Source organism: Nonomuraea sp. NPDC048901 (assembly GCF_040649695.1).
Taxonomy (GTDB): Bacteria; Actinomycetota; Actinomycetes; order Streptosporangiales; family Streptosporangiaceae; genus Nonomuraea.
The window spans coordinates 57,603-81,026 of the sequence record NZ_JBEZFW010000018.1 but is presented as its reverse complement, the minus strand read 5'-3'; the positions used below and the strand labels follow the sequence as shown (position 1 = coordinate 81,026).

The window sequence follows — 23,424 nt, the reverse complement described above, 5'->3', positions numbered from 1 at the left end:
CGTTCACAGCTCCAGCCTCTCAAGCCGGGGCGACCGTCACCTTGGCGGGCTTGCTCTCGTTCTGCAGGCGGTCGAGGGAGGTCACCAGGTAGGTGCCCGGCGCGCCGGCGGTGAAGGTGGGTGTGGTGACCACGGCCACCAGGTTGCGGGCGTCCACGGACTGGCAGTCCTGGCCCGACTTCGGGACCTCGTAGACCGCGTACGAGCGGGCGCCCTGGCTCGCGTTCCACGAGATGACCTGGCCGGCCGCCTTGACCGCCGCGGGTTTGGCCGGAGCCTCGCCACCGCGGTCCTTGATGAGCGGTAGCAGCGCCGGGCGGCTGTAGTGCTCCTTGGCCAGGCGGTCGACGGCGCCCAGGGGGTTGCTGAGCAGCTGCGCGGCGCTGAAGTAGACGTCGCCGCCGATCTGCCGGTATTCGCGGTTGAGCGTCAGGTGGGCGGACAGCTCGCCCGGCTTGGTCCACGCCTTGTCGTCCCTGGTGCCCACCCGGTAGAGGGCCTGGCCGATGTAGAGGTCGACGTCGGTGCCCTTGACCTCGTTGGCCCACCAGGGCGCCAGGGCCCGGTAATCGGCCGCCTTGAAGCCGCGCGACCAGTAGAGCTGCGGCATCACGTAGTCGACTGTGCCCGCCTTGATCCAGTGCCGCGCATCCGCATAAATCGAGTCATAGGCCGACATGCCGGAGGTCTTGGAGCCCGTGGGATCCTCCGCCTTGTTGCGCCAGATGCCGAACGGGCTGACGCCGAACTTGACGTACTTTTTGGTCGCGTGCACGGCCTCATCGACCTGGGCGATCAGCTTGTCGACGTTGTCCCGCCGCCAGTCGGCGAGGTTCTTGCCCTTGCCATACTTTGTAAAGGCGGCCGCGTCGTTGAACGTGCCGCCCTCGCCCGGATACGGGTAGAAGTAGTCGTCGAAGTGCACCCCGTCGATGTCGTAGCGCCGCGTCACGTCGGTGACGACCTTGGTGACGTGCTCGCGGACCGCCGGCAGACCGGGGTTGTAGTAGAGGCGCCCGTCGTACTTGACGGTCCAGCCCGGGTGCTGGCGGGCCGGGTGGTTGGCGGGCAGTTCGGCCACGTCGCCGTCGTAGGAGGCGCGATAGGGGTTGAACCAGGCGTGGAACTCCAGGCCGCGCTTGTGCGCCTCGGCGATGAGGAACGGCAGCGGGTCCCAGCCCGGGTCCTTTCCGGCGGTGCCGGTCAGATACTGCGTCCACGGCTCGATCGAGGACTTGTAGAGCGCGTCGGAGGCCGGCCGCACCTGTACGAACACCGCGTTGAAGCGGCGTTTGACCGCCGCGTCCAGAATCTTGAGGTAGTCGGCCTGCTGCTTGGCGACGGACAGGCCGGTGCGCGAGGGCCAGTCGATGTTCTTGACCGTGGCGATCCAGATGCCGCGCAGCTGGCGCTTGGGGTAGCGGACGTCGGCGGTGCAGGCGGCCCCGTCCCGCGTTTCGGCCGCCGTCTTCTTCGCGGAGGTGGCGGCGGTCACCGCGGGCGTCTGCTTGGCTCCCGGTCCGAAGAGGTAGGCGGCGCCGACGGTGACGGTGGCGAGGGCGGCAGCGGCGATGAGAGGGCGTCCGGTTCGCATGATGTTCCAGTCTGGCATTGGCTCCGACGTGCGCAGGCCGGAAAAAAGAAATCGTTTCGTGATGTTCGAGTGGCCAGAGTAATGGATGTGCCGGGAGGGACGGCGCCCCTCCCGGCCTCGGTCCCGTACGTCAGTCCGTGACGGCGACCTTCTCCGCCACGTGCGTCGGCAGCGGCTCGTAGCGCAGGAACGCCCGCTGGAAGGTCCCGGTGCCATGCGACATGGACCGCAGGTCGATGGCGTAGCGGGTGATCTCCAGCTCGGGCACCTCGGCCTTGACCAGGGTGCGTCCGGTGCCCACCGGCTCGGTGCCGAGCACCCGGCCGCGCCGCGACGACAGGTCCGACATCACCGAGCCCACGTAGTCGTCGGCCACCAGCACCGACAGCTCGTCGACCGGCTCCAGCAGCAGCGTCGGCACCTTGGACGCGGCCTCCTTGAGCGCCAGTTGCCCGGCGATCTGGAAGGCCATGTCGGAGGAGTCGACCGAGTGCGCCTTGCCGTCGTACAGCGTGACGCGCACGTCCACCATCGGGTAGCCGGCGACGACGCCCCGCTCCATCTGCGCGCGTACGCCCTTCTCGACCGACGGGATGAACTGCCGGGGCACCACACCGCCGACGATCTTGTCCACGAACTCGAACCCGCCGCCGGACGGCAGGGGCTCCACTTCCAGATGGCAGATCGCGAACTGGCCGTGGCCACCCGTCTGCTTGACGTTGCGGCCCATCGCCTGGCACTTGCCGCCGAACGTCTCGCGCAGCGGCACCCGCAGGTCGATGCGCTCGACCTCGACGCCGTGCCGTTTGGACAGCCGGTCGAGGAGCACGTCGGTGTGGGCCTCGCCCATGCACCAGAGCACGAGCTGCCGGGTCTCGGCGTTGTTCTCCAGCCGGAGCGTCGGGTCCTCGGCCACCAGGCGGCCCAGTGCCTGCGACAGCTTGTCCTCGTCGGCCTTGGACTTGGCCTGGATGGCGACCGGGAGCAGCGGCTCGGGCGTCTCCCACGCCGTCATGAGCAGGGGCCTGTCCACCTCCGACAGCGTGTCGCCGGTCTCGGCCCGGGAGAGCTTGGCCACCGCGATGATGTCGCCCGCCACCCCCTTCGGCGCGCCGCGCTGCTGCTTGCCCAGCGGGCAGGTGAGGGTCCCGATGCGCTCGTCCACATCGTGGTCCTCGTGCCCGCGCTCGGCCAGGCCGTGCCCTGACACGTGCACGGTCATGTCGGGGCGCAGGGAGCCGGAGAAGACGCGTACCAGGCTGATGCGGCCCACGTACGGGTCGCTGGTGGTCTTGACGACCTCGGCGACCAGCGGGCCGTCGGGGTCGCAGGTGATGCCCTGGACGGGCTTGCCGTCGAGGGAGGTGATCTCCGGCATCGGGTGTTCGAGCGGGGAGGGGAAGCCCTGCGTCATGAGTTCGAGCACCTCTTGGGCGCCCACGCCGATGCCGCTGCACAGCACGGGGAAGAAGCTGCCCCGGGCGACGGCCTTCTCGAGGTCCCCGATGAGGACCTTGGTGTCGATCGGCTCGCCCTCCAGGTAGCGCTCCATGAGCGACTCGTCTTCGCTCTCCTGGATGATGCCCTCGATCAGGACGCCGCGGTGCTCCTCGATCTGCGACTCGTACTCGGCGCCCGGGTCCTTCTCGGTGCGCGTGCCCGTGGCGTAGTTGTAGAACTTCTGCGACAGCAGGCCGATCAGGCCGTTCACGTGCCCGTTGGTGATCACCGGCAGGTAGAGGGGGGCCACGCCGTCGCCGAAGACGTCCTGGCAGGTGGCGAGGACCTCGTCGAAGTCGGCCCGCTGGTGGTCGATCTTGGTGATCACGACGGCTCTGGGCATGCCGACCTGGCTGCACTCCTCCCACAGCATCTGGGTCAGCCCGTCGATGCCCTCCGAGGCCGACACGACGAACAGGGCGGCGTCGGCCGCGCGCAGTCCGGCGCGCAGGTCGCCCACGAAGTCGGCGTAACCGGGGGTGTCCAGAAGATTGATCTTGATGCTGTTGTGCACCAGCGGCGCCAGTGACAGGTTCACCGAGCGCTGCTGACGTACCTCCACCTCGTCGAAGTCGCTGACCGTGTTGCCGTCCTCCACCCGGCCGGCCCGCTGAACGGTGCCCGTCGCGGCCAGCAGCTGCTCCACGAGGGTCGTCTTACCCGCCCCTGAATGGCCGACCAGCACGACATTGCGTATCGCATCCGCCCTGTCGGCCGCTGGTGCCCTGCCCGCGGCTCCCATGGCATGACCAGGGTTCTTTTCTGCCACATTCGCCTCCCGCGTCGTCGGTTGACGTGCCAACGCCGCGCCCGAGCGAGGGGACAGAAACCGCATGGACGCGGTGTGTTCACCAAATACCCCTGTGGCGGATATCACAAGGGGGGTGGGGCAAAGAAAGTCGTCGGCTCGTAAATGGCCTACGATCAGACCGCGATGCTGAAACTCCTGCGCCCGGCCATGACCCGGATACTCACCCCGCTGGGCAGGGCTCTGGCCGCCCGCGGGATCGGACCGAACGTCGTCACGGCGATCGGCACGATCGGCACCGTCGTCTGCGCCCTGCTCTTCTTCCCGCTGGGCCAGCTGTCCTGGGGCGCCCTGCTGATCACGGTGTTCGTGCTGTTCGACCTGCTCGACGGCCTGGTGGCCCGGCTCGGCGGCAAGGGCGGCAGCACCTGGGGGGCCTTCCTCGACTCCACCCTCGACAGGGTGGCCGACGCGGCCATATTTTCCGGGCTGATTCTTTACTTCATCTCGAAGGACGACGCGCTGATGGCCGCGGTGACGCTGGCCTGCCTGGTCGCCGGGACGCTGGTGTCCTACGCCAAGGCCAGGGCGGAGGGCCTCGGGCTCACCTGTGACGTGGGGCTGGCCGAGCGGCCGGAGCGGCTGGTCGTCGCGCTGGTGGCCACCTTCTTCGCCGGGCTCGGCGTACCGTACGTCCTGCCCGCGGGGATGTGGCTGCTGGCGCTGGCCAGCGCGGTCACGGTGGTGCAGCGGGTGGTCCACGTCCACTCACAGACGCGGCAGACGAGGGAGCGATGAGCCAGAAGATCTCGGTCACCGATCGGGTCGTCGCCGCGGGGTTCGCGGCCGGCTGGAAGCTCGTCCCGCTGCTGCCCCAGCGTGCGACCGCGGGGGCGTTCCGGCTGCTGGCCGACCGGGTGTGGCGCAAGCGTGGCAGGTCGGTGCGCCGCCTGGAGTCCAACCTGGCCAGGGTGACGGGGCTCGATCCCGGCAGCGTTGAGCTGCGCGAGCTGAGCCGGGCCGGCATGCGCTCCTACTTCCGCTACTTCCACGAGGTGTTCCGGCTGCCGTCGATGCGCCGCGAGGAGATCGTCCGCCGCACGCACGTGACCGGCGCCGAGCACATCCACGACACCGTGGCCGCCGGGCGCGGGGTGGTGCTGGCGCTGCCGCACATGGGCAACTGGGACCAGGCCGGCGCGTGGCTGGTGGGCGTGGGCCACCCGTTCGCGACCGTCGCGGAGCGGCTCAAGCCCGAGTCGCTGTTCCGCCGCTATGTCGCCTTCCGCGAGGGTCTGGGCATGGAGGTGCTGCCGCTCACGGGCGGTGACGGCCACAACTTCGGGACACTGGCCACGCGCGTACGCCGGGGCGGCGTCGTCTGCCTGCCCGCCGAGCGCGACCTGACCAAGAGCGGCATCGAGGTGCGCTTCTTCGGCTCGGCCACCAAGGTGCCCGCGGGCCCGCCGCTGCTGGCCGTCCAGACGGGCGCGGCGCTGCTGCCCGCCACCGTCTACTTCCACGGCGACGACTGGGGGATCGACATCCACGAGGAGATCCCCGTGCCCGAGGAGGGCACCAGGCAGGAGAAGGTCGCCATCGTGGCGCAGCGGCTGACGGACGTCTTCGAGAAGGGCATCGCCGAGCACCCGGAGGACTGGCACATGCTGCAGCGGCTCTGGCTGGAGGACCTGGCGAGATGAAGGTGGGCATCGTCTGTCCCTATTCGTGGGACATGCCCGGCGGGGTCAAACAGCACATCGACGACCTGGCCCAGGCGCTCATCGCACAGGATCACGAGGTCTCGGTCATCGCGCCGGCCGCCGACGACGAGGAGCTGCCTCCTTACGTGACGGGCGCGGGCCGGGCCATCCCGGTGCCCTACAACGGGTCGGTGGCCAGGATGTCGTTCGGCTTCATCTCGGCGGCCCGGGTGCGGCGCTGGGTGCGCGACGGCCGCTTCGACGTGCTGCACATCCACGAGCCGCTGGTGCCGAGCCTGGGCGTGCTGGCCTGCTGGGCGGCCAAGGGCCCGATCGTGGCCACCTTCCACGCCTCCTGGACGCGCTCGCGGGCCATCGCGGTGGCCGAGCCGCTGCTGCGCAGCGCGCTGGAGAAGCTCAGCGGGCGCATCGCGGTCTCCGACGCGGCCCGTAAGAGCCTGGTCGAGCAGTTCGGCGGCGACACCGTGCTGATCCCCAACGGGGTGACCGTCAGCCGCTACGCCCACGCCGAACCGCTCGACGGCTGGGGGCCCGACGGCGCCACGCTCGGCTTCCTCGGCCGGATGGACGAGGAGCGCAAGGGCTTGCCGATCCTGTTGGACGCCTTCAAGCCGCTGGCGGCCGAACGTCCGGAGCTCAAGCTCCTGATCGCCGGGCCGGGTGACGCCAAGGACGTCTACGACCGGGTGCCCAAGGAGCTGCACGACCGGGTCACCGTGCTCGGCATGGTCAGCGAGGCCGACAAGATCCGCGCCTACCACTCGGTCGATGTGTTCTGCGCGCCCAACACCCGGGGCGAGAGCTTCGGCATCGTGCTGGCCGAGGCCATGGCCTCCGGCGCGACCGTGCTGGCCAGCGACATCCCGGCCTTCCGCAAGGTGCTGGGCGAGGGTCAGGCGGGCGCGCTGTTCGCCAACGGCGACCCGGCCTCGCTGGCCCGCGAGGCGGCGGCGCTGCTCGACGCCCCCGAGCGGCGCGCCAAGCTGGCCGAGGAGGCGCTGGTAGCGGTCGGCAAGTACGACTGGTCGACGGTCGCCCGTGACGTGGTCCGGGTCTACGAGACGGTGACGGCCAGCGGCGCGGGCGGCGTGGAGGAAGACCTGTGACCACGGTCAGCGGCGTGGAGGAAGGCCTGTGACCTCGGTCAGCGACGTGGGGGATGAGCTGTGACCTCGACCATGATCGTGCTGATCGCGGGCATCGTCGTGGTGCTCACGGCCGTCTACATCTCCTGGCGGGCCGGTCGCCTCGACCGGTTGCACATCCGGCTGGAGCTGGCCCGCGAGGCGCTCGACGCCGCGCTCATGCGGCGCCGGGCCGTGGTGCTGGAGCTGGCCGGCTCCCGGCTGCTCGATCCGGCGACCTCGCTGGTGCTGGCCGCGGCGGCGCACGAGGCCAGGATGGCCGGGCCGGACGATCGCGAGCACGCCGAGAGCGACTTGTCGGGCGCGCTGCGCGCCGTGGTCGAGCAAGAGCGCTTCACCGAGAAGCTGTCGGAGTCGCCCGGCGGCCAGGCGCTGCTCGAAGAGCTCGGCGCGGCCGTGGCCAAGGTCGTCTATTCGCGCCGTTTCTACAACAGCGCCGTGGGTGTCACACGTACGGCCCAGCGGCGCTGGCTCGCCAGAGTCCTTCGCCTGGCCGGACATACCGAATACCCCCAATTCTTCGAAATAGATGACAATCCACCGGCGACTATGGCAACTGAATGACCCGATTTGGAGAGCGCCGGTAGGCTTCTTCCGTTTCTTGGCCCATGCGGAGGAGTACACAGGTGCGGCTACCTCGGATGATTACCGTGACGCTGGCCGGAGCGGCGGTTCTGCTGCCGGTCGCGGCCTGCTCGTCGAACGAGCCCGCGGCGGGCAAGGCCCCGCAGGCGACCACGGCGTCCCCGACCGAGGAGCCCGCGGCCGAGCCCGGCAAGACCCACCCGTTCACCGGGCTGCCGATGGAGGGCGCCGCCAAGCCGGTGCTCGCCGTGAAGATCGAGAACACCGCCGCCGGCAAGCCCCAGCTCGGGCTCAAGAGCGCGGACATCGTCTACATCGAGCAGGTCGAGGCCGGTCTGACCCGTCTGATGGCGGTCTTCTCCTCCAAGCTGCCGGCCAAGGTGGGGCCCGTACGTAGTGCCCGCATCTCCGACCTGCACATCGTGCCGCAGTTCGGCAAGCCCGCCTTCGCCTACTCGGGCGTGCAGTCGCTGATGCTGCCGTTCATGGCCAAGGCGTCGCTGTACGACGTCGGCGACACCCGCAACCCCGGCGCCTTCTTCCGCCAGCCGGGCCGCGTCGCCCCCTACAACCTGTTCGCCACCACCAAGAAGCTGCTGTCGCGGGCGCCGGGTGCCGACAAGGCCAAGGACATCGGCTTCACCTTCGGCGACGCCCCGGCCGACGGCGGCGTGGACAAGAAGACCTACAGCGTCAAGTGGCCCGGCGCGCGCTTCACCTTCGGCTGGTCCGAGTCGGACAAGAAGTGGATGATCTGGCAGGACGGCAAGAAGGACATGGCGGCGGAGGGCGGCCAGCTCGGCGCGCCCACGATCGTCGTCCAGTACACCAAGACCGAGCGCTCCCAGTTCCACGACAAGAACCAGAGCTACACGCCCCTGGTGCACAGCGTCGGCAGGGGCTCGGCGGTGGTGCTGCGCGACGGCAAGGCGTACAAGGCCAAGTGGGAGCGGAAGTCGGAGGAGAGCGGCACGACCTTCACCACGGAGAGTGGCGAGCCGATGAACTTCGCGCCCGGCCAGGTCTGGGTCGCGCTCGCCAGTCGCAAGCCTGTCATCCCCTGAAATGCGCACCTAGATGTACAAGAGGGCTGATAAATCCTGACATGGTGGCGTGTCAGGAGAGAGGCCCTCAGGACCTACCATGGGTTTGATAACTTACCGTTCGCTTTTGTGAGGAAGACCGTCGTGTCCAGCACGCCCGAAAACACCCCCGTCACCGGCACCGCGCGCGTCAAGCGTGGCATGGCCGAGATGCTCAAGGGCGGCGTCATCATGGACGTCGTCACCCCCGAGCAGGCGAAGATCGCCGAAGACGCCGGCGCCGTCGCCGTGATGGCCCTGGAGCGCGTGCCCGCCGACATCCGCGCGCAGGGCGGCGTGTCCCGGATGAGCGATCCCGACATGATCGACGGCATCATCGCCGCCGTGTCGATCCCGGTCATGGCCAAGGCCCGCATCGGCCACTTCACCGAGGCCCGCGTGCTGCAGGCCCTGGGCGTCGACTACGTCGACGAGTCCGAGGTGCTGACCCCGGCCGACTACGCCAACCACATCGACAAGTGGCAGTTCACCGTGCCCTTCGTGTGCGGCGCGACGAACCTGGGCGAGGCCCTGCGCCGCATCACCGAGGGCGCGGCCATGATCCGCTCCAAGGGTGAGGCCGGCACCGGCGACGTCTCCAACGCGGTCACCCACATGCGGACGATCCGCGGCGAGCTCAAGCGGCTCAGCTCGCTGCCCGAGGACGAGCTCTACGTCGCGGCCAAGGAGCTGCAGGCGCCGTACGAGCTGGTCGCCGAGGTGGCCCGCACCGGCAAGCTGCCCGTCGTGCTGTTCACCGCGGGCGGCATCGCCACCCCGGCCGACGCGGCGATGATGATGCAGCTCGGCGCCGAGGGCGTGTTCGTCGGCTCCGGCATCTTCAAGTCCGGCGACCCGGCCAAGCGCGCCGCGGCCATCGTCAAGGCCACCACGTTCTATGACGACCCCGACGTGATCGCCAAGGTCTCGCGCGGGCTGGGCGAGGCGATGGTCGGCATCAACGTCGACGACATCCCCCAGCCGCACCGCCTCGCCGAGCGCGGTTGGTGACATCGGCCTGCTGTGCGGCGTGTCGCCGCAGGTCACGCATGACTCGGGATGAAATGATCTAGTACGCCGGGCACGCCGCCACGACGACGGAAATTTCCGAAGAGGGCGATATCCGCGAAGGATGTCGCCTTTTTCGTGTTAGGTGGTGTTCACCCGGGCGTCACGATTCTGAGTCAGGCTACGGGACGCCCCCCTCCCCATTGATCGTCCCAGGAGCGCCCCGTGTCCAAGCTCAACCGCCGGCACTTCCTCGTGGCCGGGTTAACCGCGGGTGCCGCCGCGGCTCTCCCGGCCACCGCCGCCCACGCCGACCCCACCCCGGACCCCGCCGCCGAGACCGCCCAGAGCCTGGCCTCGCGGGGCCTGACCACCGACCCGTTCACGCTCGGCGTCGCGAGCGGCGACCCCGACCACGAGGGCTTCGTGCTGTGGACCCGGCTAGCCCAGCAGCCGCTGGCCGAGGACGGTTTCGGCGGCATGCCGCAGCGGCCGTTCCCGGTGCTGTGGCAGATCTACTCCGACGAGCGCTGCCGCCGCGTGGTCCGCAGCGGCGTCACCGTGGCCGCCCCCGAATGGGGCCACAGCGTGCACATCGAGGTCGACAGTCTCGGCTCCGACCGTGAGTACTGGTACCGCTTCCGCGTCGGCCCCTACGTCTCGCCCGTCGGCCGGGCCAGGACCGCCCCGCACCCGCTGTCGTACGGCGGCGCCCTGTCGATGGCCTTCGTCTCCTGCGCCCAGTACGAGCACGGCTACTTCACCTCCTACCGGAGGCTGGCGGAGGAGCACCCGGACCTCATCCTGCACCTGGGCGACTACCAGTACGAATACACCAAGAACACCTACAACATCCCTGGCGGCAACGTACGGAACCACGAGGGCCCCGAGACCGTCACGCTGGCCAACTACCGCCAACGCCACGCCCAGTACAAGGCCGACCCCGACCTTCAGGCCGCCCACGCCGCCGCCCCCTGGCTCGTCGTCTTCGACGACCACGAGGTGGACAACAACTGGGCCGACGAGGTCCCGGAGCACGCCGAGGACCAGCCGACCTTCCTGCAGCGCCGAGAGGCCGCCTTCCGGGCCTACTACGAGAACATGCCGCTGCGCCGCACCTCCATCCCGCGCGGCATCGACATGCAGCTCTACCGGCGCGTGCGCTGGGGGCGGATGGCCAGCTTCCACATGCTCGACACCCGCCAGTACCGCGACGACCAGGGCTGCGGCGACGGCTACAAGGACTGCCCGGCCGCGGTGGACCCGGCGAGGTCGATCACCGGCGCGGCGCAGGAGGAGTGGCTGGTCGACGGCTTCCACAAGTCGCGGGCGCAGTGGGACATCATCGGCCAGCAGGTCTTCTTCGCCCAGCGCGACAACAACGCCGGCCCGGCCAAGGTGACCAGCATGGACGCCTGGGACGGGTACGTCGCCTCCCGCCAGCGGATCACGCAGGGCTGGGTCGACGCCAAGGTCCGCAACCCCGTCGTGCTGACCGGTGACGTGCACGCGCACTGGGCCAGCGACCTGAAGCTGAACTACGACGACCCGACCGGCCCGAGCGTGGGCTCCGAACTGGTGGCCAGCTCGATCTCCACCGGCGGCGACGGCGCCGACTCCGACCCGGCCACGCACCCGTTCCTGGCCATCAACCCGCACCTGAAGTTCTACAACAACCAGCGCGGCTACGTGCTGACGAAGATCGAGCGCGACGCGCTCACCGCGGACTTCAAGGTGGTGCCCCACCTGCGGGAACCTGGCGCGGAGGCGTACACGAGGGCGACGTTCGTGGTCGAGGACCGCGTCCCCGGGGTGCAGCAGACGTACCTGCGCCCGCTCGACCCGTCCGTGCTCGCGCGGCGCGTCACGGTGGACGAGACCGTCCGCCTGGAGACCGAACGCCCGTAAATCCCGGCGAGGCGGCGTCCGACAGGGCGCCGCCTTTTTCGCGCCTGGAATATTAGCCAGGCTAAGTTAGTTAAGCTAAGTATCATGAGGGACGATCCCACCGAGCTGGCCGAACAGGTCTCCGCGGTGCTCCGCCACCTGGTGCTGCTGCTCAGGCGCACGGTGGCGGGCCAGCCGGTCACCAGCCAGCAGTACGCCGTCCTCGGCTCCCTGGAGCCCGGCCCCCGCCGGATGACCGAGCTGGCCGAGGAGCACGCCGTACAACTGCCCACCATGTCCGTGCAGATCAACCGCCTGGAAGAGGCGGGGCTGGTGGCCAGAGGCACCGACCCGGCCGACGCCCGCGTCAGGACGGTCGAGCTCACCGACGAGGGCCGCGTCCGGCTGCGGGCCGTACGCCAGGCCAGGATCGCCCACCTCAGCCGGGAACTGGCGGCGCTCAGCGATGACGAGCGAGCCGCCCTGGCGGTCGCCTTGCCCACGTTGGCGAAGCTCGGCCGCACATGAGAGGAGCACTATGCAGTCCGGTGGCGGAATCCTTCGTCAGCCGATGTCCGTCTGGGCCACCGCCTTCGCCGCGGTGGTCGCCTTCATGGGCATCGGTCTCGTCGACCCCATCCTGCCGTCCATCGCCCAAGGTCTGAAGGCCACGCCCAGCCAGGTGTCACTGCTGTTCACCAGCTACTTCCTGGTGACCGCCGTCGCCATGCTGCTGACCGGCTGGGTCTCCAGCCGCATCGGCGGCAAGCGCACCCTGCTGGCCGGGCTCTCGCTGGTCATCGTCTTCGCCGCGCTCGCGGGCACCTCCAGCAGCGTCGCCGAACTCGTCGGCTTCCGCGCCGGCTGGGGCCTGGGCAACGCGCTGTTCGTGGCCACCGCGCTCGCCGTCATCGTCGGCGCGGCCAGCGGCGGCGGCGCCGCGGCCATCATCCTGTACGAGGCCGCGCTCGGCCTGGGCATCTCGGCCGGTCCGCTGGCCGGCGCCCTGCTCGGCGACTGGAACTGGCGAGCCCCCTTCTTCGGCACCGCCACGCTGATGGCCGCCGGTTTCGTGCTGATCGCCACGCTGCTGGAGGCGACGCCCAAACCCGCCGTCAGGACCAAGCTGAGCGCGCCCCTGCGGGCCCTGGCCCATGGGGGCCTGTCCACCACGGCCTTCACCGCGCTGTTCTACAACTTCGCCTTCTTCACGATCCTCGCCTTCACCCCGTTCATCCTGCACATGACCGCCTACGGCATCGGCGCGGTGTTCTTCGGCTGGGGCGTGTGCGTGGCGCTGGCCTCGGTGTTCGGCGCGCCGCCGCTGCAGCGCCGGATCGGCTCGGTGAACGTCCTGCACCTGGCGCTGGCCGTGCTGGCCGTCCTCCAGGTCGGCATCGCCGTGTCGGGGCACGCCGGGATCATCGTCTGCACGATCCTGTCCGGCATCCCGATCGGCCTGAACAACACCGTCTTCACCGAGTCGGCCATGGAGGTCTCCGACGCGCCCCGGCCCGTCGCCTCCGCCGGTTACAACTTCGTCCGCTGGATGGGCGGCGCCCTCGCCCCCTTCATCGCCACCAAGCTGGGCGAGGAACTCGGCGCCCCGGTCCCGTACGCGCTCGGCGCCCTGTGCTGCCTGATCGGCATGGCCATCCTGTACGCCCGGCGCCACCACCTGAGCGCCCTGTCCCGCGTGGACGTCGTGGCCCAGGAGGCCGCCGCGGCGGCGTGATCGCCCACCCCTAGGAAGATCCCAGGCCGTCCTGGTGTTGAATTGTCCGAAACCCGTAAGCCGGACGGAAGGATCACCGTGCCCACGATCGGTGTACTCGCTCTCCAAGGGAGTGTGCGCGAGCATGTGCGCATGCTCCAGGAGGCCGGCGCGTCGGCCATCGCCGTACGCCGGCCCGCCGAGCTGGACACGGTCGACGGCCTGGTCATCCCCGGCGGCGAATCGACCACGATGTGGAAGCTCGCCGACACTTTCGACCTGCTCGAACCCCTGCGGATGCGGATCAAGGACGGCATGCCCGCCTACGGCTCCTGCGCCGGCATGATCATGCTGGCCGACCGGATCGAGGACGGCGCCGAGGGACAGCAGACCATCGGCGGCATCGACATGGTCGTCAGGCGCAACGCCTTCGGCCGCCAGATCGACTCCTTCGAGTCCGATCTGGACTTCGCCGGCGAGCGGGTGCACGCCATCTTCATCCGCGCCCCATGGGTCGAATCGGTCGGCACGGACGTCGAAGTGCTGGGCATCGCCGAGCCTGGGGATAGGATCGTCGCGGTCCGCCAAGGACCGCTGCTCGCGACCTCGTTCCACCCTGAGCTGACGGGTGACACGCGCGTGCACCGATACTTCGTAGACATGCTGAGGGAGCTCTAGGTAATGTCCGGCCACTCCAAATGGGCGACGACGAAGCACAAGAAGGCCGCGCTCGACGCCAAGCGCGGCAAGCTGTTCGCGAAGCTCATCAAGAACATCGAGGTGGCGGCCAGGACCGGCGGCCCCGATCCGGACGCCAACCCGACGCTCTTCGACGCCATCTTCAAGGCCAAGAAGAACTCGGTGCCCAACGACAACATCGAACGGGCCCGTAAGCGCGGCGGCGGCCTGGAGGCGGGCGGCGCCGACTGGCAGACCATCATGTACGAGGGCTACGCCCCCGGCGGCGTCGCGGTGCTCATCGAGTGCCTCACCGACAACCGCAACCGCGCGGCCTCCGAGGTGCGCGTCGCGCTCACCCGCAACGGCGGCTCGCTGGCCGACCCCGGCTCGGTGTCCTACATGTTCAACCGCAAGGGCGTCGTGCTCGTGCCCAAGCAGGGGCTCGACGAGGACGACGTGCTGACGGCGGTGCTGGAGGTGGGCGCCGAGGAGGTCAACGACCTGGGCGACTCCTTCGAGGTCGTCTCCGAGGCCGGCGACCTGGTCCCGGTGCGCAAGGCGCTCCAGGAGGCGGGCATCGACTACGACTCCGCCGAGTCGAGCTTCCTGCCCACGATGAGCGTGCCGCTCGACGAGGACGGCGCCAAGAAGGTGTTCCGCCTCATCGACGCGCTCGAGGACAGCGACGACGTGCAGAACGTCTTCGCCAACTTCGACGTCTCCGACGAGGTCATGGAGAAGCTGGAAGCGTGATGGCGCACGCCTGATCTGAGTCCGCTGTAAGGTCGGGCGTCGTGACCTCCCCCCGTACCTCTACCGACATCTCGCCCGCTTTCGCGTCTCCGGCCCTCGGCTGGCTGCTCCTGCTGCCGGCCCTGCTGGGCACGTTGATCACCTTGCTCCTGCCCACCGTCCAGACGATCCTGCTCAGCCTCCAGTCGGCCGGGCTCACCGGCCCGAGCGTCTTCGTGGGACTGGCCAACTACGGCCAGGTGCTGGGTCAGGGGGCGTTCTGGAAGGCACTGGTCTTCACGCTGTCCATAACGGTCATCCCGCTGCTGGTGGCCGTGGTGGTGGGACCGCTGCTCGCGCTGGCGCTCGACTGGTCGGGCGCCTGGCCGAGGCGCGCCGGGCGGATCGTGCTGTCCCTCGCCATAGTGGCGTTCTCGCCGGTGGCCGTAGCGGTCTCCTGGATGCGCGGGCTGATGCCCGACGCGTCCGGCCTGGCCACGATGGCCGAGGGCCTGCGCGACCCCGCCACGGCTCCGGGAACGCTCCAGCTCATCCTGGCCGCCGCCACCTTCGGCGTGGTCTGCGCGCTGGCGACGATGGCGTTCCTGCCCGCGCTGCGCGGCGGCACGGTCTCACCGGCCATGCTGGCCGTGGGCGGGCTCGTCGCCCTGGCGATGGTCGCCGCCGGGCTGCAGACGTTCGCGATCGGGCTGACCATGACGCACGGCGGCCCCAACGGGTCCACGCAGACGCTGAGCCTCGTCCAGTACACCTACAGCTTCATGGTGGGCAGGGTCGGGCTGGGCGCCGCGGTGGCGACCGTCATGGGGCTGGTCCTGGGCGTCCTGGGGATCGGCGCGGTCTGCGTGGCGGCGGCGAGCGGCATGCGCATCACGGTCGAACCCCGCGGGGCGACCCCGGATCAGGCCGTCGTACGCGCCGGCTCCGGGGCCAAGGTGATCGTCGGCGTGGTGGCGCTGGTGGTCGTCACCGCCGTCGGGCTCGCCTTGACCTGGCCGTGGCTGTCGGCGCTGCTGGCGCCCACCCAGCCGGGATCCGCGGCCCCGTCCGGGTGGCGCACGGTCCTCAACACCTGGGCGCCCGCCCTGATCGGCGCGCTGGTGTCGGTGGGCGTCGCCTACCTCGGGGCCCTCGGCATCGGCGGGCTGCGGCCGCTGGGCCGCAGGAGCGAGTGGCTGCTGCTGGTGTTCGCCCCCTGGCTGTTCGTCGGGATGGGCCCGCTGAGCCTGGCCGACTGGCGCACCATCCGCGGCATGAGCCTGATCGACTCCTTCATCGCCCTCGTCCAGCCGGTGCTGGTCAGCGTGCCCGCCCTGCTGATCCTGACGCTGCTGTGCAAGGGGCTGGCCGCGCGTGCCGGCAAGGACTTCCTGAGCGGCGTGGTCCTGCCCTCACTCCCCATGGCCGGCATCCTCGTCCTGGCCGTCACGCTCGTGAACGGCCAGGAACTCCTGTGGCCCCTGCTGGTCGCCCAGGACCCCGGCCTGGCCACCGCGCCGGTCGAGCTGCTCACCCGGACCAGCGGCTACACCTCGGCCCCGCCCGACGTCGGCCTGGCCACGCCGCTGGCCGTGGTCGCGGTCGCCCTGATCGGGATCGTCGCCGCGCAACTGCTCTACCTCGACCGGCTCGCCATCACCGTGGGCCGTTCGCGGACGGACGCCTCACCTGCGTAAATTGTGGGACCGTGGACATCCGTGATGTGACCTCCGACGACCTTGACGCCGTTCTCGACCTCCGCCAGCGCTCCTTCGGCCTGGTCCCTGCCGCCGAGCGGGAGCGCTGGCGCCAGGCGGCGCTGCCGGCGCTGGCCGAGGGCCGCTACCTGGGCATGTTCGACGGGCCCAGGCTGGTCGCGACCTCGCGGCTGCGCCCGTTCACCCAGTGGTGGCACGGCAAGCCGCAGCCCTTGGCCGGGGTCGCGGCCGTCACCGTCAGCCCGGAGGATCGCGGCAAGGGGGTCGGCGGCCGGCTCATGCAGGCCACCGTGGAGCGGGCCGTGGCGTTCGGCGACGCCGTGTCCGCGCTCTATCCGGCCACCACGCCGCTCTACCGCTCGGCCGGCTACGAGCACGCGGGGGCGCAGCACCGCGTCACGCTCCCGGCCGAGGCGCTGCGGACGATCCCGCCGAGCGGCCGGGTCGAGCTGCGCAGGATGGGTCCCGGCGACGCGGCCGAGGTGGTCTCGGTGCTGCGGCGGGCACACGGCGCCGCGCGCGCCTCCGGCCCCGTCTCATGGGACGAGCGCACCTGGGCGCTGTGGCTCGGCCGGGAGGACGACTTCCTCTATCTGGCGCCGGACGGCTACGTCGTCTACCGCTGGGCCGGCCCGGACATCGAGGTCGACAACCTCGTCGCCGAGTCCGAGGAGACCGCCAGGGCGCTGTGGTCGCTGGTGGGCAGCGCGTCGTCGATGGCCGAGCACGTCACCGCCAACGTCGCGCCCGACGATCCGGTGCTGTGGCTGCTGCGTGAGCGGTCCACGGAGCACATCAAGCAGGTGCGGTGGATGTTCCGCGTCCTCGACGTGGCGGCGGCCGTGGAGCGCAGGGGATACCCGGCCGCCGTCGCGGGTGAGGCGGTCGTCGAGGTGACCGACCGGCTGCGGGCGGGCAACACGGGGCGCTGGCGGCTGGAGTTCTCCGGCGGCGCCGGGGCCGCCACGCCGCTCGGGGACCCGGGGGAGTCCGGGGCGGTGCTGTCGATCAACGGCCTGTCCGCCCTGTACGCGGGGATCCCGGCGGCCACGCTGCGGCGCGGCGGCCTCATGTCCGGGCACGAACGCTACGACGAGCTGCTGGACACCGTCTTCGCCGCCAAGCCGTACATGCTGGACTACTTCTGACTGCCCCAGCCACGTCCGCTCTCCGGCGGTCCTACGGTCGCGGGCGTTCCGGAGAGCCGGCGCACGGTCGCGGGTGTTCCCGGCGGATGGCCCATGCTCGCGGGCGTTTCCCGATGCGCGGGCACGTCAGCCGGGGTAGAGTCTCGTGCCGAACAGATGTTCGGCGGCGCGGGGAGGCAGGCCGGTGCGGGTGATGGGCGTCGATCCGGGGCTGACCCGGTGCGGCCTTGGCGCGGTCGAGGGGCGGCCGGGCGCGCCGCTGTCCTTGGTGGCCGTCGGCGTGGTGCGCACCGGCGCCGACGAGGAGCTGGGCACCCGGCTGGTCGGCATCGAGGCCGGCATCGAGCAGTGGCTCGACGACGTGCGTCCCGACGCGGTGGCGGTCGAGCGGGTGTTCAGCCAGCACAACGTCCGCACGGTCATGGGCACCGCCCAGGCGGCGGGCATCGCGGTCCTGTGCGCGGCCAGGCGCGGTCTGCCGGTCGCGCTCCACACCCCGTCCGAGGTCAAGGCCGCCATCACCGGCAGCGGCACCGCCGACAAGAAGCAGATCGGCGCCATGGTGACCCGCCTCCTGCGGCTCAGCGAGATGCCCAAGCCCGCCGACGCCGCCGACGCGCTCGCCCTGGCCATCTGCCACGTGTGGCGCGGCGGCGCCCAGCACAAGCTGGCCGAGGCCGTGGTCAGAGCCCAGAGCCGCACAGCCCGGGCCCCCCGTACGACACAGGGCCGCACGGCCCAGAGCCGCACGACAGAGGACCGCACGTCCCTGAGTCGTATGGCAGAGGGCCGCGCGGCAGAGGACCGCACGTCCCTGAGCCGTATGGCAGAGGGCCGTACGACAGGGAAGGACGTGGCGCTGTGATCGCGTCCGTGGCCGGGCAGGTGACGGCGATCACCCCCTACGGCGCGGTGATCGAGGTCGGCGGGGTCGGCATCCTCACCCACTGCACACCCGCCACCCTCGCCGCGCTCAGAGTGGGCGAGGAGGCGCGGCTGGCCACGTCGCTGGTGGTGCGGGAGGAGTCGCTCACCCTCTACGGCTTCGCCACCGCCGACGAGCGCACCGTCTTCGAGCTGCTCCAGACGGCCAGTGGCGTCGGCCCCAAGGTGGCGCTGGCCATGCTCGCCGTCCACACGCCCAACGCGCTGCGCGTCGCCGTGGCCTCCGCCGACCTCAAGGCGCTCACCAAGGTGCCGGGCATCGGCCCCAAGGGCGCCCAGCGCATCGTGCTGGAGCTCAAGGACCGGCTCGGCACCCCCGACGAGGCGCTCGACGCGGCCCTCAACGGCGACCGGCGGGCGGCGGCCTGGCGCGACCAGGTCCACTCGGGCCTGGTCGGGCTGGGCTACTCCGCCAAGGACGCCGACGAGGCCATCGCCGCGGTCGAGCCGGAGGCGGGCGACGACCCGCAGATCGCCGTCCTGCTCAAGGCCGCCCTGCGAACGCTGAGCAGCGCGCGATGAGCGGGGAGGTCCAGGCGTGAGCCTTGAACGTGATCTCGTCTCGCCCGACGCCGAGGGTGACGAGCTGCAGATCGAGGCGGCGCTGCGGCCCAAGCGGCTGAGCGAGTTCATCGGCCAGGCGCGGGTGCGGGAGCAGCTGTCGCTGGTGCTGGAGAGCGCCATGCGGCGCAATCGGCCGCCGGATCATGTGCTGATGAGTGGTTCGCCGGGTCTGGGCAAGACGACACTGGCTATGATCATCGCAGCCGAGTTGAGCGCTCCGCTCCGCATCACCTCAGGGCCGGCCCTGGAGCGGGCCGGTGATCTCGCGGCCATCCTGTCGACGCTGGCCGAGGGCGAGGTGCTGTTCATCGACGAGATCCACCGAATGGCCCGCCCCGCGGAGGAGATGCTCTACCTCGCGATGGAGGACTTCCGGGTCGACATCATCGTCGGCAAGGGCCCCGGAGCCACCGCGATCCCGCTCGACATCGCGCCGTTCACCCTGGTCGGCGCCACCACCAGGGCCGGTCTGCTGCCCGCACCGCTGCGCGACCGGTTCGGCTTCACCGCGCACATGGACTTCTACGAGGTCGAGGAGCTGGAGCGGGTCCTCTACCGCTCGGCCAGGCTGCTCGAGGTGACGCTGCCGGGCGAGGGGGCGCACGAGATCGCCAGGCGCTCGCGCGGCACGCCCCGCATCGCCAACCGCCTGCTGCGCCGGGTCCGTGACTTCGCCGACGTGCGCACGGAAGGCGTCATCGACCGCGACATCGCCTCCGCGGCGCTCAACCTGTACGAAGTCGACCCCGAAGGGCTCGACCGGCTCGACCGCGCGGTGCTCGGGGTGCTGCTGCGCAAGTTCGGCGGCGGCCCCGTCGGCCTGTCGACGCTCGCGGTGGCCGTCGGCGAGGAGCCGGAGACGGTCGAAGTGGTGGCCGAACCCTTCCTCGTACGCCAAGGACTGCTGGCCAGGACCCCGCGCGGCCGGGTCGCCACCGCCGCGGCGTGGCACCACCTCGGGATGACACCGCCACCCGACGCATTCGGAGCGACACTTTTCGACTGATCACAGAACGGTTGCAACCGTTTCAATATGGGAACTTCCCCGCGCGCCGAAACGCTGCTTCGTTGCCGCGTTTCGCAACAAGCGCCTACACTCCGTGGCTTGGCTGGCTGTGTAGGCTGACGGGCTGAGCGGCGCGGCCCCGAGGCTACGCACGGAATTTCCGGCGCGAGGCCGGTGTCAACTTCTTGTACGACAATGGAAGGTCGCCCCTTATGAACATGGGACAACTCGGAAGCATCCTGCCGCTGATCCTTCTGGTGGTGGTGTTCTACTTCTTGCTGATCCGTCCCCAGCGCAAGCGCCAGCAAGAAGCGACCGCCATGCAGAACTCATTGGCTCCGGGTGCCCGTGTCATGACCACCACCGGCCTGTTCGGAACGGTGGTGGCGGTGGACAATGAGGACGTGATTCTCGAGGTCGCCCCCGGGATCGAGACCCGATGGGTGAAGGCCGCCATCGGGCGTGTCGTCACTCCCGGAGACGCTCCGGCCGACGAGCCTCTCGCCGACGAGCCCGTCGCGGACGACACGGTCGGCCACGAGGTAGTCAAGGGCGACGACGACAAGGACAACACTCCCCGTGAGGAGACCGAGACGACCGTGGAGCGCAACGGCGGCAAGGACTCCAGCACCAAGCAGTCCTGACTAGGCTCTGCCTCAAACCCCTATCTGAAAGACTGACGACCAGTGGCCCGACCGACCAGCCGCCACAGCCGACCGGGGCGAACGCTCCTGGTGCTGCTGGCGCTCATCATCGCCCTCGGTGGGACGATGTTCCTGCAGAAGGCGTTCACGCCCAAGCTGGCACTCGACCTCGCCGGCGGCACGACGGTGACTCTGTCTCCCGTGACCCTGAACGGCGCCGCCCCGCCTGAGGAGATCCTGGACCGCGCGGTGAACATCATCCGCGACCGGGTCAACGGCACCGGCCTGTCCGACGCGGAGGTCGCCAAGTCAGGCGACAACATCATCATCTCCGTTCCGGGCGCGGGTCAGGAGGAGGTCATCAAGCTGGTCGGCACCACGGCGGAGCTCCGCTTCCGCCAGGTGCTCGCCATGGCGGCCACGCAGACTCCGCAGGAGCTCGCCACCGAGGCCCCCAAGCCGGGCACCTCGCCGTCCGCCGCCCCGTCCAGCACGGCAACCTCCAAGCCGTCGGCCAAGCCGTCCTCGTCTGCTGGGGCCCCCAAGCCCAGCACGTCGCCCACGGGCAAGGCCCTGTCCTCGGCGCTCGTCGCGCCGACGGCCACCCCGTCGGCCGGCGCTCCGGCGACCGAGGCGCCCAAGGCCCAGGAGACGCCGAAGGCTCAGGACACCAAGAAGGGCCAGAAGGACGCCAAGGCCACCCCGGCGCCCACCCCGACGTCGAGCGGCCAGCCGCCCACCCAGGACCCCACCGCGGGGATCGACACCCAGGGCATCGACCCGGCCGTGCTCGCGCAGTTCAACAAGCTCGACTGCAGCGACCCGAAGAACCGCGGCAAGGGCGTCCAGGACGACCCGGCCAAGCAGTTCGCCGCGTGTGAGTCCGACGGCAGCCTCAAGTACGTCCTCGACGTGGCCAAGGTCGTCGGCACCGACATCTCCTCGGCCAGCGCCGGCGTCCAGCAGGGCAGCACGCAGTGGCTCGTCCAGCTCGACTTCAAGAGCAGCGGCGCGAGTGAGTGGAGCAAGCTCACCTCGACCGCGTACAACTCGAAGGAGCCGCGCAACAAGGTCGCCGTCGTGCTCGACGGCGTCGTGATCACCGCGCCCAACATCATCGGCCCGATCCCGGGCGGCCGCGCCGAGATCACCGGCGGCTTCACCCAGAAGACCGCCACCGACCTGGCCGACCAGCTCAAGTACGGCGCGCTGCCGCTGAAGTTCAACCCCAGCTCGATCGACACCGTGTCCTCGACGCTCGGCCAGGACCAGCTCATGGGCGGCCTGATCTCCGGCGCCTTCGGCCTCGCCCTCGTGGTGCTCTACTCGCTGTTCTACTACCGCGGCCTGGGCATCGTCGCCGTCCTCAGCCTCGCGGTCGCCACGATCATCACGTACACGGCGGTGGTCGTGCTCGGCCACAACGCCGGGTTCCGGCTGTCGCTGCCGCACATCATCGGCCTGGTGGTCTCGATCGGCATCACCGCCGACTCCTTCATCGTCTACTTCGAACGCATCCGAGATGAGATGAAGGAAGGGCGGCGGACGCTGCGCGCGGCCGTCGAGGTGGCCTGGGTGCGTGCGCGGCGCACGATCCTGATCGCCGACGCCGTCATGTTCATCGCCGCGATCGTGCTCTATCTGCTGGCCGTGGGCGGTGTGGCCGGGTTCGCGTTCGCGATGGGCCTGACCACGCTGATCGACATCGTGGTCGTGTTCCTGTTCACCAAGCCGCTCATCGCGGTGCTGGCCAAGCTCAAGTTCTTCGCCAAGGGTCACCCGCTGTCCGGCCTCGACTCCGAGCGTATGAGCCAGGACCTTGGCACCACCGGCCGTACGACCACCCCGCAGGAGGCCTGAGATGGGACTGGGGCGTCGCCTCTACCGCGGCGAGATCGACGTTGACTTCGTCGGCCGCTGGAAGCTCTGGTACAGCCTTTCCGGCTTCCTGCTGATCGTCTCCCTCGCCGGGCTGCTCATCAACGGGCTCAACCTGGGCGTGGAGTTCAAGGGCGGGTCGGTCTTCTCCTTCAAGGCGCAGACCGCCACCATCCAGCAGGTCCGCTCCTCCTTCCTCGACGAGGGCGTGCACCAGCCGATCGTGCAGACGGCCGGCGACCGCTGGCGGGTCACCACTGAGACCCTTGACACGGCGGCGGTGACCAAGGTCCAGAACGGCATCGCGAAGGACTTCAGCGTCCCGGTCAAGGACGTCGACATCCAGTCGATCGGCGCGTCCTGGGGCGGTGAGGTCTCCAAGAAGGCGTGGATCGGCCTGGGCGTCTTCATGCTGGCGATCATTCTCTACCTGTCCATGGCGTTCGAGCCGAAGATGGCGCTGGCCGCCATCGTCGCGCTCATCCACGACCTCGTCATCACGGCGGGCGTCTACGCCTGGTCGGGCTTCGAGGTCACGCCCGCGACGCTGCTCGGCTTCCTGACCATCCTTGGTTATTCGCTCTACGACGCGGTCGTGGTGTTCGACATGATCAAGGAAGTCACGGCCAAGCTGGGCACCACGTCGAAGCAGACCTACTCGATGGCGGCCAACAACGCCCTCAACCACACGCTGATCCGATCACTGAACACCTCGCTGGTCGCGATCCTGCCGGTGGCGGCGATCCTGTTCATCGGCACCACGCTGCTCGGCGCGGGCACGCTGAAGGACCTGTCGCTGGCCCTGTTCGTGGGCATGATCGTCGGCACCTACTCCTCGCTGTGCGTGGCCACGCCGCTGCTGGTGACGCTGAAGGAGCGGGAGCCGAGATACCAGGCCATCGCCAGGCGGCTCGCCTCCACCGGCACCAAGGGTGGCAAGGGCGCCAAGAGCGCGGCGACGGCCAAGGGCTAGCCCGGCTCGGCCCACACGGGCCCGCACACGCGTGAACGACGCCTCCGCCCAGATGGGCGGGGGCGTCGGCTTGTAGAAGCCCTGAGGGCCCTCACAGGGCCGGACATAACCGGGTGAATGCCACTTACCACCCCCCGGCAGGCGCCGG

20 protein-coding genes and 1 pseudogene are annotated in these 23,424 nt (G+C 70.0%); 19 read left to right on the top strand and 2 right to left on the bottom strand.

Going from position 1 to position 23,424, the window contains the following annotated elements; genetic code table 11:
* Nucleotides 1-19: 19 nt before the first annotated feature.
* Together AB0C30_RS44600 and AB0C30_RS44595 are read right to left on the bottom strand one after the other, a co-directional pair.
* Nucleotides 20-1,594: a family 10 glycosylhydrolase gene (locus tag AB0C30_RS44600; RefSeq protein WP_357955599.1), complete on the bottom strand. Its 1,575-nt coding sequence runs from the start codon at nt 1,592-1,594 to the stop codon at nt 20-22.
* Between the two features lie 130 nt (nt 1,595-1,724).
* Nucleotides 1,725-3,863, bottom strand: coding sequence for an elongation factor G-like protein EF-G2 (locus AB0C30_RS44595; RefSeq protein WP_357955597.1), 2,139 nt, complete (start codon nt 3,861-3,863; stop codon nt 1,725-1,727).
* A gap of 165 nt (nt 3,864-4,028) precedes the next feature.
* On the opposite strand from AB0C30_RS44595, the gene pgsA reads away from it, so the two are divergent.
* From pgsA to secF, 19 genes and pseudogenes are all read left to right on the top strand, one after another.
* Entirely contained in the window at nt 4,029-4,640 is a 612-nt protein-coding gene (gene pgsA, locus AB0C30_RS44590; protein ID WP_357955595.1) for a phosphatidylinositol phosphate synthase, read from the top strand.
* The gene (locus tag AB0C30_RS44585) at nt 4,637-5,545 is read left to right on the top strand and encodes a phosphatidylinositol mannoside acyltransferase (protein WP_357955593.1); all 909 of its coding nucleotides are present in this window, start codon (nt 4,637-4,639) and stop codon (nt 5,543-5,545) included. Before pgsA ends, AB0C30_RS44585 begins: the two co-directional genes overlap by 4 nt.
* Nucleotides 5,542-6,672: a glycosyltransferase family 4 protein gene (locus AB0C30_RS44580; protein WP_357955591.1), complete on the top strand. Its 1,131-nt coding sequence runs from the start codon at nt 5,542-5,544 to the stop codon at nt 6,670-6,672. The genes AB0C30_RS44585 and AB0C30_RS44580 overlap by 4 nt, the downstream gene beginning before the upstream one ends.
* Before the next feature lie 60 nt (nt 6,673-6,732).
* On the top strand, nt 6,733-7,275 hold the full coding sequence (locus AB0C30_RS44575) for a hypothetical protein (protein ID WP_357955589.1): 543 nt from the start codon (nt 6,733-6,735) through the stop codon (nt 7,273-7,275).
* Nucleotides 7,276-7,352: 77 nt separating this feature from the next.
* Nucleotides 7,353-8,360, top strand: coding sequence for a DUF3048 domain-containing protein (locus AB0C30_RS44570; RefSeq protein ID WP_357955586.1), 1,008 nt, complete (start codon nt 7,353-7,355; stop codon nt 8,358-8,360).
* A 108-nt stretch (nt 8,361-8,468) separates the two neighbouring features.
* Nucleotides 8,469-9,389, top strand: coding sequence for a pyridoxal 5'-phosphate synthase lyase subunit PdxS (gene pdxS / locus AB0C30_RS44565; RefSeq protein ID WP_357654753.1), 921 nt, complete (start codon nt 8,469-8,471; stop codon nt 9,387-9,389).
* Between the two features lie 222 nt (nt 9,390-9,611).
* Nucleotides 9,612-11,294 carry an alkaline phosphatase D family protein gene (locus AB0C30_RS44560; protein WP_357955584.1) on the top strand — a complete coding sequence of 561 codons (1,683 nt, stop codon included), beginning with the start codon at nt 9,612-9,614 and terminating at the stop codon, nt 11,292-11,294.
* A gap of 84 nt (nt 11,295-11,378) precedes the next feature.
* Nucleotides 11,379-11,801 carry a MarR family transcriptional regulator gene (locus tag AB0C30_RS44555; RefSeq protein ID WP_357955582.1) on the top strand — a complete coding sequence of 141 codons (423 nt, stop codon included), beginning with the start codon at nt 11,379-11,381 and terminating at the stop codon, nt 11,799-11,801.
* 43 nt (nt 11,802-11,844) lie between these two features.
* Nucleotides 11,845-13,008, top strand: coding sequence for an MFS transporter (locus AB0C30_RS44550; protein ID WP_357955579.1), 1,164 nt, complete (start codon nt 11,845-11,847; stop codon nt 13,006-13,008).
* 78 nt (nt 13,009-13,086) lie between these two features.
* Nucleotides 13,087-13,665, top strand: a complete 579-nt coding sequence (gene pdxT / locus AB0C30_RS44545) for a pyridoxal 5'-phosphate synthase glutaminase subunit PdxT (RefSeq protein WP_357955577.1) — start codon at nt 13,087-13,089, stop codon at nt 13,663-13,665.
* A gap of 3 nt (nt 13,666-13,668) precedes the next feature.
* Nucleotides 13,669-14,421, top strand: coding sequence for a YebC/PmpR family DNA-binding transcriptional regulator (locus AB0C30_RS44540; protein WP_357955574.1), 753 nt, complete (start codon nt 13,669-13,671; stop codon nt 14,419-14,421).
* Nucleotides 14,422-14,462: 41 nt separating this feature from the next.
* Nucleotides 14,463-16,097 carry a sugar ABC transporter permease gene (locus AB0C30_RS44535; protein ID WP_357955573.1) on the top strand — a complete coding sequence of 545 codons (1,635 nt, stop codon included), beginning with the start codon at nt 14,463-14,465 and terminating at the stop codon, nt 16,095-16,097.
* Between the two features lie 11 nt (nt 16,098-16,108).
* The gene (locus AB0C30_RS44530; RefSeq protein ID WP_357955571.1) at nt 16,109-17,266 is read left to right on the top strand and encodes a GNAT family N-acetyltransferase; all 1,158 of its coding nucleotides are present in this window, start codon (nt 16,109-16,111) and stop codon (nt 17,264-17,266) included.
* Nucleotides 17,267-17,450: 184 nt separating this feature from the next.
* A pseudogene (gene ruvC / locus AB0C30_RS44525) lies at nt 17,451-17,945 on the top strand (crossover junction endodeoxyribonuclease RuvC); the annotation flags it as partial.
* A 182-nt stretch (nt 17,946-18,127) separates the two neighbouring features.
* Nucleotides 18,128-18,733, top strand: coding sequence for a Holliday junction branch migration protein RuvA (ruvA, locus tag AB0C30_RS44520; protein ID WP_357955570.1), 606 nt, complete (start codon nt 18,128-18,130; stop codon nt 18,731-18,733).
* Between the two features lie 16 nt (nt 18,734-18,749).
* On the top strand, nt 18,750-19,781 hold the full coding sequence (gene ruvB / locus AB0C30_RS44515; protein WP_357955567.1) for a Holliday junction branch migration DNA helicase RuvB: 1,032 nt from the start codon (nt 18,750-18,752) through the stop codon (nt 19,779-19,781).
* A gap of 218 nt (nt 19,782-19,999) precedes the next feature.
* Nucleotides 20,000-20,425, top strand: a complete 426-nt coding sequence (gene yajC / locus AB0C30_RS44510; protein ID WP_357955566.1) for a preprotein translocase subunit YajC — start codon at nt 20,000-20,002, stop codon at nt 20,423-20,425.
* A gap of 42 nt (nt 20,426-20,467) precedes the next feature.
* Complete coding sequence (gene secD, locus AB0C30_RS44505) at nt 20,468-22,285, top strand: protein translocase subunit SecD (RefSeq protein WP_357955564.1); 1,818 nt, start codon at nt 20,468-20,470, stop codon at nt 22,283-22,285.
* 1 nt (nt 22,286) lies between these two features.
* Nucleotides 22,287-23,276, top strand: coding sequence for a protein translocase subunit SecF (gene secF / locus AB0C30_RS44500; RefSeq protein ID WP_357955562.1), 990 nt, complete (start codon nt 22,287-22,289; stop codon nt 23,274-23,276).
* Nucleotides 23,277-23,424 lie beyond the last annotated feature (148 nt).

Excerpts from the sequence above, each read along its gene's own strand:
- AB0C30_RS44600 (WP_357955599.1), bottom strand. The coding sequence starts at position 1,594 with ATGCGAACCGGACGCCCTCTCATCGCCGCTGCCGCCCTCGCCACCGTC.
- pgsA (WP_357955595.1), top strand. The coding sequence starts at position 4,029 with ATGCTGAAACTCCTGCGCCCGGCCATGACCCGGATACTCACCCCGCTG.
- AB0C30_RS44585 (WP_357955593.1), top strand. The coding sequence starts at position 4,637 with ATGAGCCAGAAGATCTCGGTCACCGATCGGGTCGTCGCCGCGGGGTTC.
- AB0C30_RS44580 (WP_357955591.1), top strand. The coding sequence starts at position 5,542 with ATGAAGGTGGGCATCGTCTGTCCCTATTCGTGGGACATGCCCGGCGGG.
- AB0C30_RS44570 (WP_357955586.1), top strand. The coding sequence starts at position 7,353 with ATGATTACCGTGACGCTGGCCGGAGCGGCGGTTCTGCTGCCGGTCGCG.
- AB0C30_RS44555 (WP_357955582.1), top strand. The coding sequence starts at position 11,379 with ATGAGGGACGATCCCACCGAGCTGGCCGAACAGGTCTCCGCGGTGCTC.
- AB0C30_RS44550 (WP_357955579.1), top strand. The coding sequence starts at position 11,845 with ATGTCCGTCTGGGCCACCGCCTTCGCCGCGGTGGTCGCCTTCATGGGC.
- AB0C30_RS44540 (WP_357955574.1), top strand. The coding sequence starts at position 13,669 with ATGTCCGGCCACTCCAAATGGGCGACGACGAAGCACAAGAAGGCCGCG.
- yajC (WP_357955566.1), top strand. The coding sequence starts at position 20,000 with ATGGGACAACTCGGAAGCATCCTGCCGCTGATCCTTCTGGTGGTGGTG.
- secF (WP_357955562.1), top strand. The coding sequence starts at position 22,287 with ATGGGACTGGGGCGTCGCCTCTACCGCGGCGAGATCGACGTTGACTTC.